Consider the following 16,015-nt stretch of genomic DNA (forward strand, 5'->3'; position numbering starts at 1 on the left):
AAAGAAAGTTGTGATTAAATGGAACGCAAAATTAGATTAATAGTGGCTAAACCAGGTTTAGATGGACATGATCGAGGGGCAAAAGTGATTGCTCGTGGACTCCGAGACGCTGGTTTTGAGGTAATTTATACAGGATTGCATCAAACTCCAGATGATATTGTGCAGAGTGTGATACAAGAAGATCCCGATGCGCTTTTATTATCAATTCTCTCTGGGGCTCACCCAGTTTTGTTTCCTGAAATAACCAAGAAATTACATGAAAATGATATTGATGATGTTTTGGTTTTAGGAGGTGGAATAATTCCTGAAGAAGATGTTCCAGCTCTGAAAGAAGCAGGAATTAGTGAAGTATTCGGACCCGGAACAAAGATTCAAGAAATTGCAGATTATATTCGCGCTAATTTAAAGCGTTAAGAAGATTTTCAAGTTTATTTTAATTTCTTTTTTTATATCTGTTTAAAAATGAAAAATTTTTTCTTTCGGTGTTAATGCTACATTTACGGAGTTTAAAAGATGCAAATGCAATATTCTGATGACCTCATTCAATCTTACATAGATTTAATAAAACAGAAAGAAGATTCAGTCAAAAAAAAGAGAGCATTGGCGCGATTAATTACTTTAATTGAAAATGGAGGACCAGAAATCGCGCAGAAGATCATTCCTCAACTTTACAATTTAACAGGACATGCAAAAATCATCGGTATTACCGGTGCACCTGGATCAGGTAAGTCTACTTTAACTTCCCAAATAGCAGATCATTATTTAGAGCAAGGTCTAAAAGTTAGCGTAATTGCTGTTGATCCTACCTCTCCATTCAGTGGAGGTGCTCTTTTGGGAGATCGAATTCGAATGAAAAAAAATTTTACAAATCCACGATTTTTCATTCGATCCATGGCAAATCGGGGCCAATTAGGAGGTTTAGCCATGGCAACTAAAGATGTTATTCATGTTTTAGATGCTTATCATAGCGATATTATTATTATCGAAACTGTAGGAGTTGGACAATCAGAAATTGATATTTTTAAAAGTGCCCATACTACTTTAGTAATTACACCCCCAGGATTAGGAGATGAAATTCAAGCGATTAAAGCAGGTTTAATGGAAATAACCGATATATTCGTCGTAAACAAAATGGATAGAGAAGGAGCAGACAAACGCGTAGCAGAGTTGGAAACAATGCTAGATTTTGCAGAAAATATTGAAATTAAAAATGATCAAACCCAAGCAAAAGTTGTTCGTTGTGATGGATGGCGCCCTCCTGTGATAAAAACTAACGGAGTTACTGGAGAAAATGTTCCTCTTTTATTAGAGAATATAAAAAAGCATCAAGAATTTTTGAACCAAACAGGTTTTATAAAAAAAAGATTGCAATTTAGATATAAACATTATGTAGTTGAAATTCTGAAATATTTTTTGGTTAAAAATGTAGAAGAAATTGTTTTTACTAATGAGAAAATTAATGAATTCATCGAAAGAATTTTAAGTCATGAACAAGGTGCAGACCCTTACTCAATATCTGGAGCAATCATGGAAATATTTCGGGATCGTTATTTTTCATAATTTTTCATAATTTAGAAATAAGGAAATGAAATAGAATGCAAAAACAACTGCTTGTATACGGAGGTGGAAAATTTGGATCTCATGTTTTTGAAAAATTCCATGAAAGATTCCGTTTATTTATTATTGATAGTGATCCAAATTGTTCTGCGAGCAGTTTACCAATTTCAAAAGATTATAGTGCAAATTGGGAACATATTCGAGATCAAATTAATCATACAAAAAATTCACTTTTCATTTTAGGAGATATTGAAATAGTTATGCATTTTTTGGAAGAAATTCCATTTGAATACCTAATTCCAGTTGTTCCAATCCATGTTATGAAAGAAATATTACTTAGATCATTAAATAAATGGTTTCCAAAAATCGACTTTAAAGATGGTGTAATTCCACCAATTCCCACTGATCTAATTCCAAAAGAATTACAAATTTTTTCTGATAATTCACATACTCTTTTCTTTTCCTATGCAAAATGGGAAGAAAAATGCCCAATTAATTGTTCTGGACCATTAGGTTATTGTCCGATCCATAAACGACTGAAGCCAATTTCTATTACTGATCTTTGCCGCACAGCTTGGCCAAATCCCTCAAATTTCTTATTTGAAAGTTATCAATTAGCACCAGGAATAGGGGGAATTCCTTCTATAGAGATTAGGGAAAAACAGACTAAATTACGAAATTTATGTGAAAAAAAATTGAATGCTCCCAGAGAGATAAAATCTGCAAAATTATCAGAAGTAATTCTTGTATGTACCACATGCAATTGTCATGGAGTCGCTTCTGGTCTCACTTATGTAAAGTAAAGTAGAAAAAGGAAGAAAAAAACTAATCTACACCAAAATAAGTATTATATAAAATTAACATTTTTTCCTTAATAATTCGGCATTCTTCGTTTATTATGATATTCATCTTCAATAGTAGCAATATAAGTTCGTTGATCTTGCAGATCTCTAATTATTTCATTAAGGTGATAATATACTTGTTTTTGAATATTTTCAGTATAATCTCCTGCATGCATAAATCGAGTAATTTTAACAATTAACTTAGCACTTTCTTTATATTTTTTGTTAACATTTGCCAATTCACGCGATGTATTCACATTATAATAATAATCGACTGCATTTGATATGTTCTGAATATTTATTGCTAACATTTTCGCTTTTAATGGGCTGTTAAGACATTTTTCGAGATTATTCTTAATTTGTTCAAGATTTTTATTCAATTTTGCGCGTTTTACTTCATATTCTGCTTGAGAAAATTTGTGGGAAACTCTATCATCATTTTTTTTTATGTTCTTACTTCTTATCATATGATTTTGAACCATTTTAATTATACCTCCAAAATAAATTTAAGTATTTTTCTGGAAAATATTCGTATGAAAGTCGCTTCAAATATCAAGCAAATCTATGATTCTAAGGAAATATCTGCATTTCTGAAGTGTAATAAAAACATCGAAAAGACTTTTTCTTATTTCATACTTAGAAATTCAATTGACTAGATCGATCAATTTTACTTATCAAATTTACCGAGTACATGCATATTAATATTTGCTTTTTTTGAATAAAATTATTAAATAGTATTTATATTTTTTTTAATAAAAAATATTATTTTAACTTACTTCTAGCATGGACCAAATGGTAGATGCAAGTAAAATATTTCCATTATAGAACCACTTTAGCCCAATTGAGAAAAGTAACCAATTGATTTGCTGTGAAATACCGATAAACTCTTCTATAAAATAAAAACTGTTAAATTGTTCAAAGAAATTAATCATATCAGCTGAACGAATATTAACAAATTCAGCAATAAGTGAAGCATTAATATTTTTAACAATTTCAGGTATTTCAGCACGATTATTCATCAATCGAATTGCATTTAGGAAAAAGATGTATGTTTCTATGGATGAAAATTGAAAAGAACCAAGATAATCATCCCAATTATTTGTAATCTGTGCAAATTGTAAGTGTGAAAGAAGAATATTCTGAGGAATGATAGATTCATGTGGATTTCCTGTTAAATATATTTGAATTTCAGGAATTATTTCCCCAAATTTTGCTCGCCTGGAAATTAATGGATCTCGTGGAATCATTAGAACTTGAGGTCCACCTTTTGGATTGTCATAGACATAGAATTGGTGGGGAATATGAGAAAACTTATAATAATATAATGAATTTAAAGGAAGGTTAATTCCATGATTGTATAGAAACTTGATCTCTACTTGACTTAATACTTTTCTTTCATTATGTTTCTTCAAATAAACGTAAATTTGTTTCAAAGAGCGCGATTGAGCATAATTTTGGGAAAATTCTTCTATTGCTGAAGCAGAAATAATTTGAGTCTGCTCAGGATCAATTTTAAGTGTTGATTCATAAGATGTAAACCATGTTGAATCAATTAATACACTTGCAGATTTTGTCTTTGACGTGGGAGAATCTGTTAATTGTAGTAGTGGATCTCTCTGAATTGTTTTTTCAAGATCGAATGAAACATCTGGTTTTGTTTTTTTCTTCTCCTCATTAGAAAAAATATTTTGTGGTCTTTGGAATTTTAATTTTGGTGCATTATCATCTTGTTCTGCTTTTGTACTAAAAGTTAAATTCTCAAAATATTTCTCTTTTTTCATCTGTTCAATTTTCTGCCAATTGATCTTAGGTTTAAGTTGCTCAATCTCTTTTGCGATTTTATATGTGTTTTTTTCACTATTCATTTCATAACTAAGTAAATGCATTTCTTCCAATAATAGGAACTTTAACTCATAATCATGAGCTTTTTCCGCATTTATAATTGATTTAGACAATAATTTATAACGCAATTTGCTTAGTGAAGTTATTTCCATATTTACTTTTTTTAATTTTTTTATTTTTTCTCCTTTTTGATAGAAATATTTTGCTTCATTCAATAAGGATAATTTCTGAGCAATTTCTGAAATAGAATTAGCAGCAAGTTTCATAGCTTGAGAGTGAAGTTGATCTCCACGCTTTTCATTGAATTTTTGTAATCGGCTTAAAATTCGAGAGATTTCTTTTTTAGCATTTATATCCTCAAAAATATGTTTTGCTTTCTCATAATCATCTAAGGTTTTTTGTGGGTCGCATTTTAATTCAGATTTATAAGCTCTCTCTTCAAACCAACGACCAAGTAAAATTGCAGCATTTAGATACTTTGCTTTTGCGATTTTTTTTTTTGATTCATCTTTTAATACATGATATTTAGCGAAAGCTGATTTATATTTTTGTAAACTTGAGTAATAATCTAGTTGTTGTTCAAGTAATTCTCCTTGATGAAGATCGATTTCAGCTAATTTTTCTGTTAATTTTAATTCGAATTTATAGAATTGAATTTCTAATTTCTTTGAATTATTGATTAATTTTAAGATACTTTTCAATTTCTGCCAAAAATCTAAAGCTTGAATTATATTTTCTTGTATTAACATTTGATTAAGTTGTTCAATTAAATAATTAGCAATTTCTTTAAAAATAAACTGCTGAATTTTCGCAAATTCATCCTCATTTGGAATAAAATATTTTTTTAATTGAGGAATTTTCAAAAAAAAATCAGTATAAAGTGATGAAACATAACCAAATAGATTAAGAATTTCCGAAAAATGTCGTTCTAAATGTCGCCGTTTCAACTCAACACTTTGAATCGTTGATAATACCTTAAATATCCAAGTCTCAAAAAGGCTAAAGGATTTTTTATAACTATGATTTAGAGATTTATCTGATGATGGTGAAAATTGATAAAGGGAGTTTTGCAAATCTAATAGATTGATAAAATTTACGCTTGTTTGAATTTCATTGTTATTTTGAAGAGATTTTTCCGCTTTCACTAATTGCTTATCAAAAAGTATTTTTAAACAGAGCAGAAAATAGTGTTCAACATCATTTTTATCGTTTAAGGAAAGAATTCCAATATTTCGTTTTAAATAATAGAGATATTTTAAAGCTGGCTGATATTGTCCACTTTTTAAAAGACTTACTGCTTTCGAGACTGTAATTTGTGGGGGTATTCCAGCCATAATTTATTATAAAATTGGCGTAATAAAAATATTTATGCCAGAATCATCATATGATGAGAAATTTGCATGATTTTTAGATTCATCTTCTGGAATTTTTTGCCAAATTTCAATTTTTTTTCGATTTACGAGTTGTAAAAGATATAGTAATGTTTTAACAATACCTTCAGGTTCAGGAGATAAAACAAGATAGATAAATGAAATAGGTTCATTAGCTCTATATCGCTTTTGAATTGTCTGAAAGAGTTGTTGAATTTGCTCCTCAATCAATGCATGATTTTCTTCTACTTCTTTCAAGATATTTGCAGGAAAAATTTGGTCTTCATTAATATTTATATATTTTCGTTTATAGTTTTTAGAACTAGAACGAATTTGATATTTTAAAGTTTTAATTAATGCATTTCCTAACTCAGAAAAATCGACTTTACGATAGACTTTTCTCATAGGAGAAGCTAAATATCGATTTCCATTTCGATCTTGTTTAAAAAATGCATTTGTTGAAATATATTTTGCTAATTCTGAATCTCTTTCATGCAAATATTGGGAAATATTTGAGTCTGAATTAATATTTCCTTTAAATTTAGAAATTTCTAATTCTTTTTTTCCTAAAATCGCGTTTAAGCTCACCTTTTTAAGGAAATCTTTATCAAAATTATCATCTTCGAAATTTTCATCAAAATCGTGGAAATCTTCTTCAATTACTTCATTTTCTTCTAAGATTTCTTGTGTATGATGCGAATCTTTGATAATCGAATCTGATTTTGCATGAATTAGTTTTGAAGTAGAATAAAGAACGCGCCCTCCGATACGAAATTTAATTTCACTGTTTTTATATATTCTCTGCTGAATTTTTTCTAATGTAGTTTTAATATCAATTTGCCAAGGATTTTGTTTAATTATATCAGAAAATTCATCATTATTTAGTAAAATACCAAGATCTGCAGCTTTTTGAGATATAATTGAAGATTTTTTAAAACATTGCTTATTTTTACTTGCTAAATCTTGAAACTTTTGAGAAACTACTCCAGTTAGGATATTTTCTGAATTTTCTGTTTTTGTGGGTAATTTTTCGCCAATAACAGCAAGATGATTATCTGGTTGTGTTATTTCCATGATGAAATAAATTCCTGTGTCTACAAGTTCTTATAATAATTATAACAATCAAGCGAGATAATGAGAAATTGATTACAAAAATACATTTATTCAACTATTATGGAGATATCATGGAAATATTACAGAAATATTACAGAAATATTGTGTGAATCATATTACTTCATGATAATGTTAATGTTATAAAAAATTCACAATTAAAAGCATTACAAATAGAAATGTTCAAATAATTATTTAAGCGAATAAAATCAAATACTAGCTAAATACTTAAGAGTAGGATCATTTGAAAATAAGTGACGAGTTATGATTGATTCAAAAGCGATTAAAGCAATTATTAATAAATTTATGGCAGACGACCAAACGCGAGCTGTAATCATCTGTGATTCAGAAGGTTTACCAATTCAATCTTCATTTAGAGGGGAACAAATTGAAAGAACAGAAGAGATTTCGGCATATATTACTGCTTTGATTTCTCGAGGAAAACAAACCGTTGAAGTTTTAGGAGAAGGGAGATTAAATTTTGTAAGATTAGAAACTGATAAAGGTGAAGTAATGATTGCACCTCAAGAAGGCTTAATTTTAATCGTTTTACGAAATCTAACTGATTATTAAATCATAATTTTTCTTCTTTTGGAAAACACTAATTTTTTATAGATTTCTAACTAACTGAAATATATGAACATCGAAGAAATTGGTCCGAAATTGTCAGATGTAATGGATGTTGTTCCTGTCTGTGAAGGTTTAATTTTAGCAAAAATTTCTGGAGAAGTGCTAATTGGTCAAACTCTTATAGAAATGGATCATTCAAACATCGCAAAAAATCTCAGTAAATTATTTGAAGCCGATTTATCTAATATTGGAAAAGGAAACATTCAAGATTTTACCATTAATCTTGAAAATGGAGCAATAATTGCTGTGAAAAATGATGAACATATGCTTATTGGTTTATTAGGAAGTGATGGAAAGTCTTCTGTTGGTTTATTAGTTAGACAATTAAGAAATATTATGTGGAGTTAACGAAAGAGATATGGATAAATCCGCTCTATTTTTTAATTTTATTATTTATTGGTGTTATTAATGACAAGATTTGATTATTTAAGAGCGCGAAGACATCCAAAAGGTTATATTCCTCAAAATAGTATTTTAAATGATTTTTGTTCAAAACATCGAATGTATACATATGAAACAATTCCACTAAAAGATCGAGATTATGAAGTAATTCTTGAACTATATTGCTTAAGATATTATTTAAATCGACCTGTTTGTGCTTGGTGCTCACAAGAGATGTTAGAACAAGATCCTTATTTTGTAGAAAATGTGTCAAATTTCACTAAAGAGACATTAAAAAGAGAAGGTAGAACTTGGGACGAATTTGAGAGAGCGGTGAAATATAATGAGGAATTCAGTTAAAATTCAAGTACATATGCAATTTTGGCTTTTTGATAATTCCATAAACAAAGTTCATCATTTTGGACGATATTATTGAATCCACCATTTTTAAATGACCAATTTTCAACATAGACTCCCTTTGTGACCTCAATTCCATCATATCCCATCGATTTTAATCTTTTTACAAAATTAGAGTTATTTGCGGTAGGTTTTGGTAAATTAATATTAGTATGATCTACACTATATCTTGCAATAGACACATCAGGAGGAAGAAACACTAATAAAATTAATTTCCCAAATTTCAATGATTTTTCAATTTCTTTTGATATGTAAAAACCAACTCCAAAAGTGTTATTGTTTGCAGAAATTGACGCATTAAATCCTCTTCTTGAAAGATTTGAAGCTTCTGCGAAAGCAGTTCCATGAAAATACCAATTTTCTTTATAGTAAAAATCTGCAGGATTACTTCGTCCTTCAACTTTCTTTATTATATGTGGTCGATAATGATTTCCAATTATTGATATAATTTTTGTACCTTCAGTAGAATACAAATCAATTTCTTTTAAGATAATTGATGCAACATCAGTATTCATATATATTGAATCAAATATACTTCTGTATTTTTTTTTTTTTTTTGAAGTTTCAAATGAAGAAAAATTGCTTTTATATGGAAATAAATTAATGTCAGAATTGTGTTTATGTGAAAGATAAGAATCATTTACATTAGTATTTCGATTAGTATTTTTAGAGAATTGATTAAAATCAAAAATTGAACTTCTTCGTTTTTTTTTTTCCATATATATAAAGAGTAATTTAGAAAAATAAAAATATGCAGAAAAGAAAAAATCAACAAAAAATCAACAAAATATTTTTTAAATAACAAAAATTAGAAAGTGGTCTGTTAATAAGAAGATGGATAGAAATGAACTTATTCGCACTTTTCACTTGAAGAATACTGATAAATATATTGAATCTCTTAATATAAAGTAATAATGACAAAAAGGAAATTGCTATTATGATTAACTATAGGAATTTGATAATTCTTAAAAAAATAAAAATTTAAAAAATAGGTGTGAATTGAAATTAGTTTGTTTTTTCATCATCAAGCAATTCATCAAGAGAAGTACCTTCTTCAGTAGAAGGTGTTTCTGTTTCATCTGCTTTCTTAGCGGATAAATCTGCTAAATTCACATATTTACCCCCTCTTCTTCGTGATTTCTTTGATTTAACTGAAGTTTCTGGGGTTATTGGAGCATTTATTTCATCAACTTTCGTTTTGATATATTTTGCACTGAATAACCACAATCCAATTGTAAAAACGATAAATCCACCAACAAGAGCAGAAGTCAACAAAGTATTAGTATTCACTTCATAAGTAGTAAACTCGTGAACAGATCCGATTTTGAAGATTTCACCAGTCTCTTTCACAGTGGCAACAATTGTAATATTTACTATAACTGAATCTAATTGATAATCATTATCATAAAAATCAATAACAAATTCATAAGTTTCGCCGCTAGATATTACCAACAGAGCCAAAGCATCTTTAATATTTATTTCAGCATCAAAATCTGAGTTAATGGTAATAGAAACATTACTAAAGGAAGAATTACCTGTATTTTCAATTCGCACATTAACTAAATTATGTGCACCTTTAATCAAGGTTTTGCTTGTATCAACATAAACTAAGAGATTTTGTTCATATGTATTTAGTTCAATCGTTAATGAAGAGTTAACAGTCGCGTGTGTACTATTTCCAATATATTTTACCATTATCTGAACTTCTGAATTTAATGGAGTCTGTGACATATCAAATTCAAACTCAAATAAACCTTCATCATCAGTAAAAGTGCTTGTATCATTGTTTTTTGAAGTTAATGGAGTCCACACAGGTTCGCTATTATCGCTAGAGTTTTCACGAGAATCATAGAAGAATTTAATTTCAGAGTTACGCATTATTTCTGAATTTTCATCAATAAATTTACCTGTTATCGTTTGTGTTGCATAGTGATCTATTGGATCGGTTTCAGCTTGTAAATCGGAAAAGATGCCAAATATTTTATTGCCTGTAGTTGATAAATTACTCTCCATTGTCATACTCATATAATAATCATTGAATACTTGGATGAAATATGTTACATCTCCAGGAAGTTCTAACATGTCTCTTTGAATATTTGAAGTGAAGGATGGTCCTGTTAAATCATTATAAGATCTAACAGTTAAGACTTTACCCTCAAAGTCCTTATCGTTAAGATGACTATAGTATAAATATTGAGATTCTACAGAATTATATATCTCAGAATCATCAATATTAACAGAAATTTGGATCTGCATGGGCATATTGCGAATTGGACAATTTAATCCTCCAGTATTCATATCTGGAACAGTCAAATTCAAATAGAATGAATGTTCATCTGAATCATTTGCCGCACCATACATATTTAATAAATATGTTGAAGAGACATTCGATAAAATCCATTCATGATTATTTGCATATACTAAAGTGGCCATCACTGAAACATTATAATCTAGACTATGGTGTCGGTTTTCTATTATAACTTCAATAGAAATATTCTCATTTGGATTCAACACTGTTTCGTTAATCGCATAATTTGTTATATACAAATCATCTCCAAGTGAAATTTCTCGAGATTCATTTAGAATGAACGAAGATTCACTTGAAACAATTGGTTCAACTGCGTATATTGTATAATCGTATGTATTAATATCAGTTTTAAAAGGTGTTATTGTCCCAATTAATTGATTTACTTGTTCTTCTTCTAAATGATTAAATTCATGAATAGCTGCTTTATATTCATTCAAATAGAATGAAATTTTCAGAAATCCTAGTTGATTTCCATCTGTCCAATTAAGTAAAATAGTATATTCACCAAGTGGAGTAGTTTGATTTGTATTAAATAGAGCCATATTTTCAAAATTGAACCATGAATAACTTGAGTTTTCATCAATTGAATCATCTGTTAAGATATTTGACTGCATAAGATTTCCAGTTGTATTATATAAACGAGCAGTAACTTTTCCTGTTGTTGAAAGATATGAATTATCATCTGTTAATAGCCCAACAGATAAAGCAATTACATCATTTTGCATGAATCCTTTAGTTTCCCATAAGTTATCATTATATTTCAAAAATAGATTAGAATCTTTAATGTAATTTGGGGAATTTGCAGATAATGTATAAACAGCTTGCGAATCTGCAACAGAAGAATTTATTTCGATAAATGTTTTTTCATCTTCAATAAAAGGATCTTCTGCTAAGGAAAGAATTTGGGTATTATTTTCAAATAAATCTGAGATTTCCCAATTATCAGGAATTACATATGCAAATTTAGTAAAATTCCAATCAGAAAATATTGATTCATTTGGATTAAATGAAAAAGTGATATTCCAGAATGGATCACTATCAATCTCTAGTTGATAAGTGCTGACAGCGGTTTTAATTAGGTATTTTTGAACTAAATATTCAACTGTAAATGAGATATTTCCAGAATATATTTCTTGATCCCAATCAAGTGTGATTGTAAAATTCTGATTAGATAAGCCAATTGGAGTGGAAAAATCAAGTTTTATTGTTCCATAACCCCACCAATAAGAAGCATAGTAGGCTTGATCAATTGGATCATCGAGTGTATCATGTGGATAGTCCCAAATATAGGTATCTTCAACTGGAATATCATCAATAGTTAATCCAATTTCAGATGGTAAATATGGTCTGCTAAGATTTATGATAAAATTACTTGCATCTAACTGTGGATGATCACTTGTTGATTTAAGAGTTGCTTTTGCTTGTTCCCATGTAGTAGATTTTGTTAGTAAAAGATGATCAATTTTATTGTCAGGATCTTTTGGATCAAAGGGTGCGTCAAATGGAATTGAGACTAATGTAAAACGTTTTTCACCTACTACGCTTGAAGTATTTGTTGAAATAACTATGAAGTAATTTCCGACAGACAAATCAACACCAAGATGATTTGAGGTAAAATTAAACCACATAGGCTCATCATTTGAATAGTTTAGAATTGAGATCTCAGAAAGTATTGCTGTTTCATCAGGTGTTGCTAATAATTGAGAGTTTGATGGATTTAATAATTGACTTCTCGCTACTGGTTCAGAAATGTTTGCTTGACATAGTTGAATTGTTAAATTAGATGTAACAGAATCCTCGATGTCTAGTGCTCGAATCCAAGCTTGAAATCCAAAAACAGTTGAATCGCCTCTAATATCAAATTCTAAAGCAATCGGATTATTCAAGCTGAAACTTACTTCATGTCCCCTTATCACATCAACTTTAAGGCTATTAATTAACAAAGTGAATGCTTCAGTCGCATTTCTAAAATGCAAATTTAACACAAGGTTTTTTGAAATATTGATATAATTATTATTTTCATTTCGTATATAATATGTAATTGTTCGATAATTTGATGAGATCTCTTGAATATAACGATCTGAATCTAAAACATCAAAATTAGTCGAATAATAATTATAGAGAGATGAATTAAGTAATAAATCAGAACCCGATTGAATTTCTAATTGAATTTTAAATCCTAAAATAGTAGATATTTCTTTTGGATATGCAGAAGCATCAATTGAAATATTTGTTTCAACAACTTGATCACCAGATAAAGCACTATCCACTGAAATAAAATCAGCTCCTGCATTTTCAGAACCAGTTACAATTGTAAACATATCAGATGTAGTGCTAATTGAAACTTTTTCACGTTCATAATGTAAAGAGTCATCATTTTCGAGAGTGTAATTTGCTAAGTGATTTTTATTCATAGTAAAGTTGAAAGTTCCATCATTAAGATAATATGCGCCATTCTCGCTCGAAATGTTAAATTCATTAACCCCATTGGCAATCGAGTGATTTTGCATGTAGACATAGACGTCTTGAAGGTTACCTTGTCCTGAGATAGGAATTTCATAATCTAATTGGGAAACCAGTGGAGTTTGTATAGTATTCGGGTTTGTTTGAGTAGATGTAACAGAATTAAAAGGTTTATAAATCTGAATACTCATTGACAAAATAAAAATCATACCCAAAACCACTGGAACTATTTTCTTTTGTATCGATTTCCATCGTATCGTGATCATTTAATGGTCCCTTTCGTAGATTTTTTAGGTTAAAAAATTTCATTTAGTTTTTTAATATATTGGATCAGATATTGTTATTCGACAAAATCTGCTGTTATGTATTATTAAAAAGAATATTATTACGAATGAATAATACATCTACTTCAGAAAATTCTGTGAGTTGTATAAGTGACTTGGATTTTAGCCCAAAACGGATTCTTTTCATTAGTATTTTTAATTCCCCTACAAAAGTACTTGGAGATATCAATTGAATTAGATCTATTAAAACTTTTATCAATTGTGCTGTTTTTTCTGTAATGTGAAGTAGATCATTAATTGAAAATCTGTAATTTGTTAGGTTTTGAATTTTTTTAATAACATAATTATAATCATACTCTGAAATCCACAGATTTAGGCAAGTATTTATGTGATCCGCATCAATTTTTAGTACATTCTGGATAATTGGAATTAATCCTGGAAGAATATAAAATAAGGTAAATTGTACAGATGATTTAATTAAATGTTTAGCAAAATGATAAAGAGGTAATATATATTTGGGGAAAAGAAAATTATTTAAACAAATCGTTCCCAAATTTGTGCATCGAAAACGGGGAAATGCAATTTCTTTTTCGATTTTAATTTCTTCAATAACACTATATCTTTCTAAATTCTCAACAATAGATTTTTTAAAAATACTTTTATTACAAATTTTCTCTGCATCCTTTTGAAAATCTAAAATTTTTATTTGTTTTCCTGAATCAGAGAAATTCTCCGTTTGAATTGGTAAAAATAGAAGTAATTTCTCATTTTTTGACAAATATTCTACCTTTCTTAACGTATGCAGAATAATTATAAGTAAAAAAACCAGAAAATCATCATTATCAAAAGGAAATTTAGAATAAGAATTTGTAAATTTAAAATTAAATTCATTTTTTGTTATTCTCGTATACCTAACACCTTTACTGATTAATAACTGAACAACAAAAATTGAATCTTGATTTTCTCGTTCTTTCTTTGGTTTTTTATTATTCTTTAAATTAACCTTAAATATCAACTCTTTTTCTGGAATATACTCTAAAATTGTTACAGAATATCTTCTTTTTTTTAAAGATAATTCTGGAATTTTATTTGATAATACCATAATCATAGATATTAAATCTAAAGGATGTAAGTTAATTTGAGCCCAAACTGGAAGATATTTGCTAGAATTATAACTATGAAATGTGGTTCTTAGAAAATCTTCTAATTCAAAGAAATTTGATGAACCTTGTTCATATACTCTTAGAAGGACTATCTCTTCCAGTACATCTTGACTAACACTTATCGAAGATTGAATATTTTGATATTTTGGAATTAATGATTTGTTATTCTTAGTTGTGAAATAGTTTTGGATTAACCATTCCCTTTCTTGAAAATTATCAACCAAAATATATGCATAACCATTAGATTCATACTCCATCCTTCCAGCTCTTCCACAGATTTGGTGAAATTCATTACAATTGATTATCTTTTTTTTATATTTCTTTCTTCTATCAGTATTTTTTTTAAACACAGGATTGATTGAATGATCTTCAACTTTCTCATAAAGAAAGATTGACTTTAAAATTACAATTTTTGCAGGTGTATTAATTCCTGCACTTAAAGTCGAGGTCGCAACTAAAATTTTTATTAAACCATGTAAATATAATTGTTCAATCAATAATCTTTCATCAGTAGATAATCCTGCATGATGATATCCTAATCCATTTTGAATATATTTCCATTGTCTAATATTTTGAAAATCTATATTTTGAAAATTTTCAGTTAAAAATTGAAGTAAATACATTTTATTGGGTTTAGATTTGGTGATAATAGATTCTTGTAATAGAAAATCGCATGTCTTTTCTGTATCGTTCCTAGAATATGAGAAAATTAATATTGAACTATAATATACAGAAGATTTTTCTAAAATTTCTTTAATTGAATTATTTTTATTTTTACTTATTTGAACTATATATTTTAAATCAGTTGGACGCTGATTTGTGGTGACTAAATGAAATTTTTTATTAGGATTGTGAAATTTGTAAATTTTAGCACACCATTGATGAAATACTTCAGGATTTCCGATTGTTGCAGAAAAAAATAATGTTTGAATCTTATTTAATGAATTTAGAATTCGTATAATTAAATTTTCTAACCGAGCACCACGATTTTTTTCCCCCAGAATATGAATTTCATCTATTATTACTAATCTAATTTGGTAAATCCATGAGTTTTGCATTATTGAACGTAAATAAGAATCGAATTTTTCATAAGTCATAAAATATATATCAGCAGATTCAAGATTCTTTTTTGATACTTCAATTCCTCCGGTAATCTGAACAAATTTATAACCAAATTGTCGATATCTCTTATAAAATAAAAAATATTTTTCAGAAACTAGAGCTCTATATGGTAATAAAAATAAAATTTTTCCTTCATTAATCGAAATTTTATGGATGGCAGCCAATTCAGCTACAAGTGTTTTACCACTTCCTGAGGGTGTACATAATAAAAATGAATTTCCTGTAAATAAACCCTTATCTATAACTTGAAATTGGCTTTCAAATAAATTTATAATATTGTTTTTTTTTAGTATTTTAATAAATTTCTCACTAAATCCATATCTAGATAATAATGATATTGGATAATGCTTCACCATTATTTTTAGATCTTAATCAGCTTTATCATTTCCTAAATTTTCTTTTAACTAAGAAATAAAATTAAATCATTAAGCTCAAATTGTATTTATTTTCACATAACAAATTTTTTTAGGTACAAGCGACAAATTCTTATTAATTTATTAAAATTTATAAAACATGCATTTGAAAA

At 28.3% G+C, this 16,015-nt stretch carries 12 protein-coding genes; 6 read left to right on the top strand and 6 right to left on the bottom strand.

Translation table 11 applies throughout. The features are described 5' to 3' along the window. Window positions 1–18 precede the first annotated feature (18 nt). From ACXLDF_RS06985 to ACXLDF_RS06995, 3 genes are all read left to right on the top strand, one after another. The gene (locus tag ACXLDF_RS06985; protein WP_457557786.1) at window positions 19–414 is read left to right on the top strand and encodes a cobalamin B12-binding domain-containing protein; all 396 of its coding nucleotides are present in this window, start codon (window positions 19–21) and stop codon (window positions 412–414) included. A 99-nt stretch (window positions 415–513) separates the two neighbouring features. Next, window positions 514–1,560: a methylmalonyl Co-A mutase-associated GTPase MeaB gene (meaB, locus tag ACXLDF_RS06990; RefSeq protein ID WP_457557787.1), complete on the top strand. Its 1,047-nt coding sequence runs from the start codon at window positions 514–516 to the stop codon at window positions 1,558–1,560. A gap of 35 nt (window positions 1,561–1,595) precedes the next feature. Then, window positions 1,596–2,360, top strand: coding sequence for a hypothetical protein (locus ACXLDF_RS06995; protein ID WP_457557788.1), 765 nt, complete (start codon window positions 1,596–1,598; stop codon window positions 2,358–2,360). Window positions 2,361–2,428: 68 nt separating this feature from the next. Here ACXLDF_RS06995 and ACXLDF_RS07000 read toward each other — a convergent pair whose 3' ends face one another. The 3 genes from ACXLDF_RS07000 to ACXLDF_RS07010 form a co-directional block, all read right to left on the bottom strand. After that, entirely contained in the window at window positions 2,429–2,881 is a 453-nt protein-coding gene (locus tag ACXLDF_RS07000; protein WP_457557789.1) for a hypothetical protein, read from the bottom strand. A 285-nt stretch (window positions 2,882–3,166) separates the two neighbouring features. Then, a complete protein-coding gene (locus ACXLDF_RS07005; protein ID WP_457557790.1) occupies window positions 3,167–5,575 on the bottom strand; it encodes a hypothetical protein in 2,409 nt (802 codons plus the stop codon). A gap of 6 nt (window positions 5,576–5,581) precedes the next feature. Next, window positions 5,582–6,685, bottom strand: a complete 1,104-nt coding sequence (locus ACXLDF_RS07010) for a hypothetical protein (RefSeq protein WP_457557791.1) — start codon at window positions 6,683–6,685, stop codon at window positions 5,582–5,584. Between the two features lie 300 nt (window positions 6,686–6,985). Here ACXLDF_RS07010 and ACXLDF_RS07015 point away from each other — a divergent pair, with 300 nt between their 5' ends. The 3 genes from ACXLDF_RS07015 (at window position 6,986) to ACXLDF_RS07025 (ending at window position 8,092) form a co-directional block, all read left to right on the top strand. Then, window positions 6,986–7,294, top strand: coding sequence for a roadblock/LC7 domain-containing protein (locus tag ACXLDF_RS07015; protein ID WP_457557792.1), 309 nt, complete (start codon window positions 6,986–6,988; stop codon window positions 7,292–7,294). 63 nt (window positions 7,295–7,357) lie between these two features. Then, window positions 7,358–7,699: a hypothetical protein gene (locus ACXLDF_RS07020; protein WP_457557793.1), complete on the top strand. Its 342-nt coding sequence runs from the start codon at window positions 7,358–7,360 to the stop codon at window positions 7,697–7,699. A gap of 60 nt (window positions 7,700–7,759) precedes the next feature. Then, the gene (locus ACXLDF_RS07025) at window positions 7,760–8,092 is read left to right on the top strand and encodes a hypothetical protein (RefSeq protein ID WP_457557794.1); all 333 of its coding nucleotides are present in this window, start codon (window positions 7,760–7,762) and stop codon (window positions 8,090–8,092) included. Here ACXLDF_RS07025 and ACXLDF_RS07030 read toward each other — a convergent pair. From ACXLDF_RS07030 to ACXLDF_RS07040, 3 genes are all read right to left on the bottom strand, one after another. Continuing rightward, a complete protein-coding gene (locus ACXLDF_RS07030; protein WP_457557795.1) occupies window positions 8,089–8,868 on the bottom strand; it encodes a hypothetical protein in 780 nt (259 codons plus the stop codon). The genes ACXLDF_RS07025 and ACXLDF_RS07030 overlap by 4 nt on opposite strands. A 286-nt stretch (window positions 8,869–9,154) precedes the next feature. Beyond that, complete coding sequence (locus tag ACXLDF_RS07035) at window positions 9,155–13,186, bottom strand: hypothetical protein (protein ID WP_457557796.1); 4,032 nt, start codon at window positions 13,184–13,186, stop codon at window positions 9,155–9,157. Between the two features lie 94 nt (window positions 13,187–13,280). Next, a complete protein-coding gene (locus tag ACXLDF_RS07040) occupies window positions 13,281–15,845 on the bottom strand; it encodes a DEAD/DEAH box helicase (RefSeq protein WP_457557797.1) in 2,565 nt (854 codons plus the stop codon). Window positions 15,846–16,015: the final 170 nt, after the last annotated feature.

The organism is Candidatus Harpocratesius sp. (genome assembly GCF_054039255.1).

Excerpts from the sequence above, each read along its gene's own strand:
- ACXLDF_RS06985 (WP_457557786.1), top strand. The coding sequence starts at position 19 with ATGGAACGCAAAATTAGATTAATAGTGGCTAAACCAGGTTTAGATGGA.
- meaB (WP_457557787.1), top strand. The coding sequence starts at position 514 with ATGCAAATGCAATATTCTGATGACCTCATTCAATCTTACATAGATTTA.
- ACXLDF_RS06995 (WP_457557788.1), top strand. The coding sequence starts at position 1,596 with ATGCAAAAACAACTGCTTGTATACGGAGGTGGAAAATTTGGATCTCAT.
- ACXLDF_RS07000 (WP_457557789.1), bottom strand. The coding sequence starts at position 2,881 with ATGGTTCAAAATCATATGATAAGAAGTAAGAACATAAAAAAAAATGAT.
- ACXLDF_RS07005 (WP_457557790.1), bottom strand. The coding sequence starts at position 5,575 with ATGGCTGGAATACCCCCACAAATTACAGTCTCGAAAGCAGTAAGTCTT.
- ACXLDF_RS07010 (WP_457557791.1), bottom strand. The coding sequence starts at position 6,685 with ATGGAAATAACACAACCAGATAATCATCTTGCTGTTATTGGCGAAAAA.
- ACXLDF_RS07015 (WP_457557792.1), top strand. The coding sequence starts at position 6,986 with ATGATTGATTCAAAAGCGATTAAAGCAATTATTAATAAATTTATGGCA.
- ACXLDF_RS07020 (WP_457557793.1), top strand. The coding sequence starts at position 7,358 with ATGAACATCGAAGAAATTGGTCCGAAATTGTCAGATGTAATGGATGTT.
- ACXLDF_RS07025 (WP_457557794.1), top strand. The coding sequence starts at position 7,760 with ATGACAAGATTTGATTATTTAAGAGCGCGAAGACATCCAAAAGGTTAT.
- ACXLDF_RS07030 (WP_457557795.1), bottom strand. The coding sequence starts at position 8,868 with ATGGAAAAAAAAAAACGAAGAAGTTCAATTTTTGATTTTAATCAATTC.
- ACXLDF_RS07035 (WP_457557796.1), bottom strand. The coding sequence starts at position 13,186 with ATGATCACGATACGATGGAAATCGATACAAAAGAAAATAGTTCCAGTG.
- ACXLDF_RS07040 (WP_457557797.1), bottom strand. The coding sequence starts at position 15,845 with ATGGTGAAGCATTATCCAATATCATTATTATCTAGATATGGATTTAGT.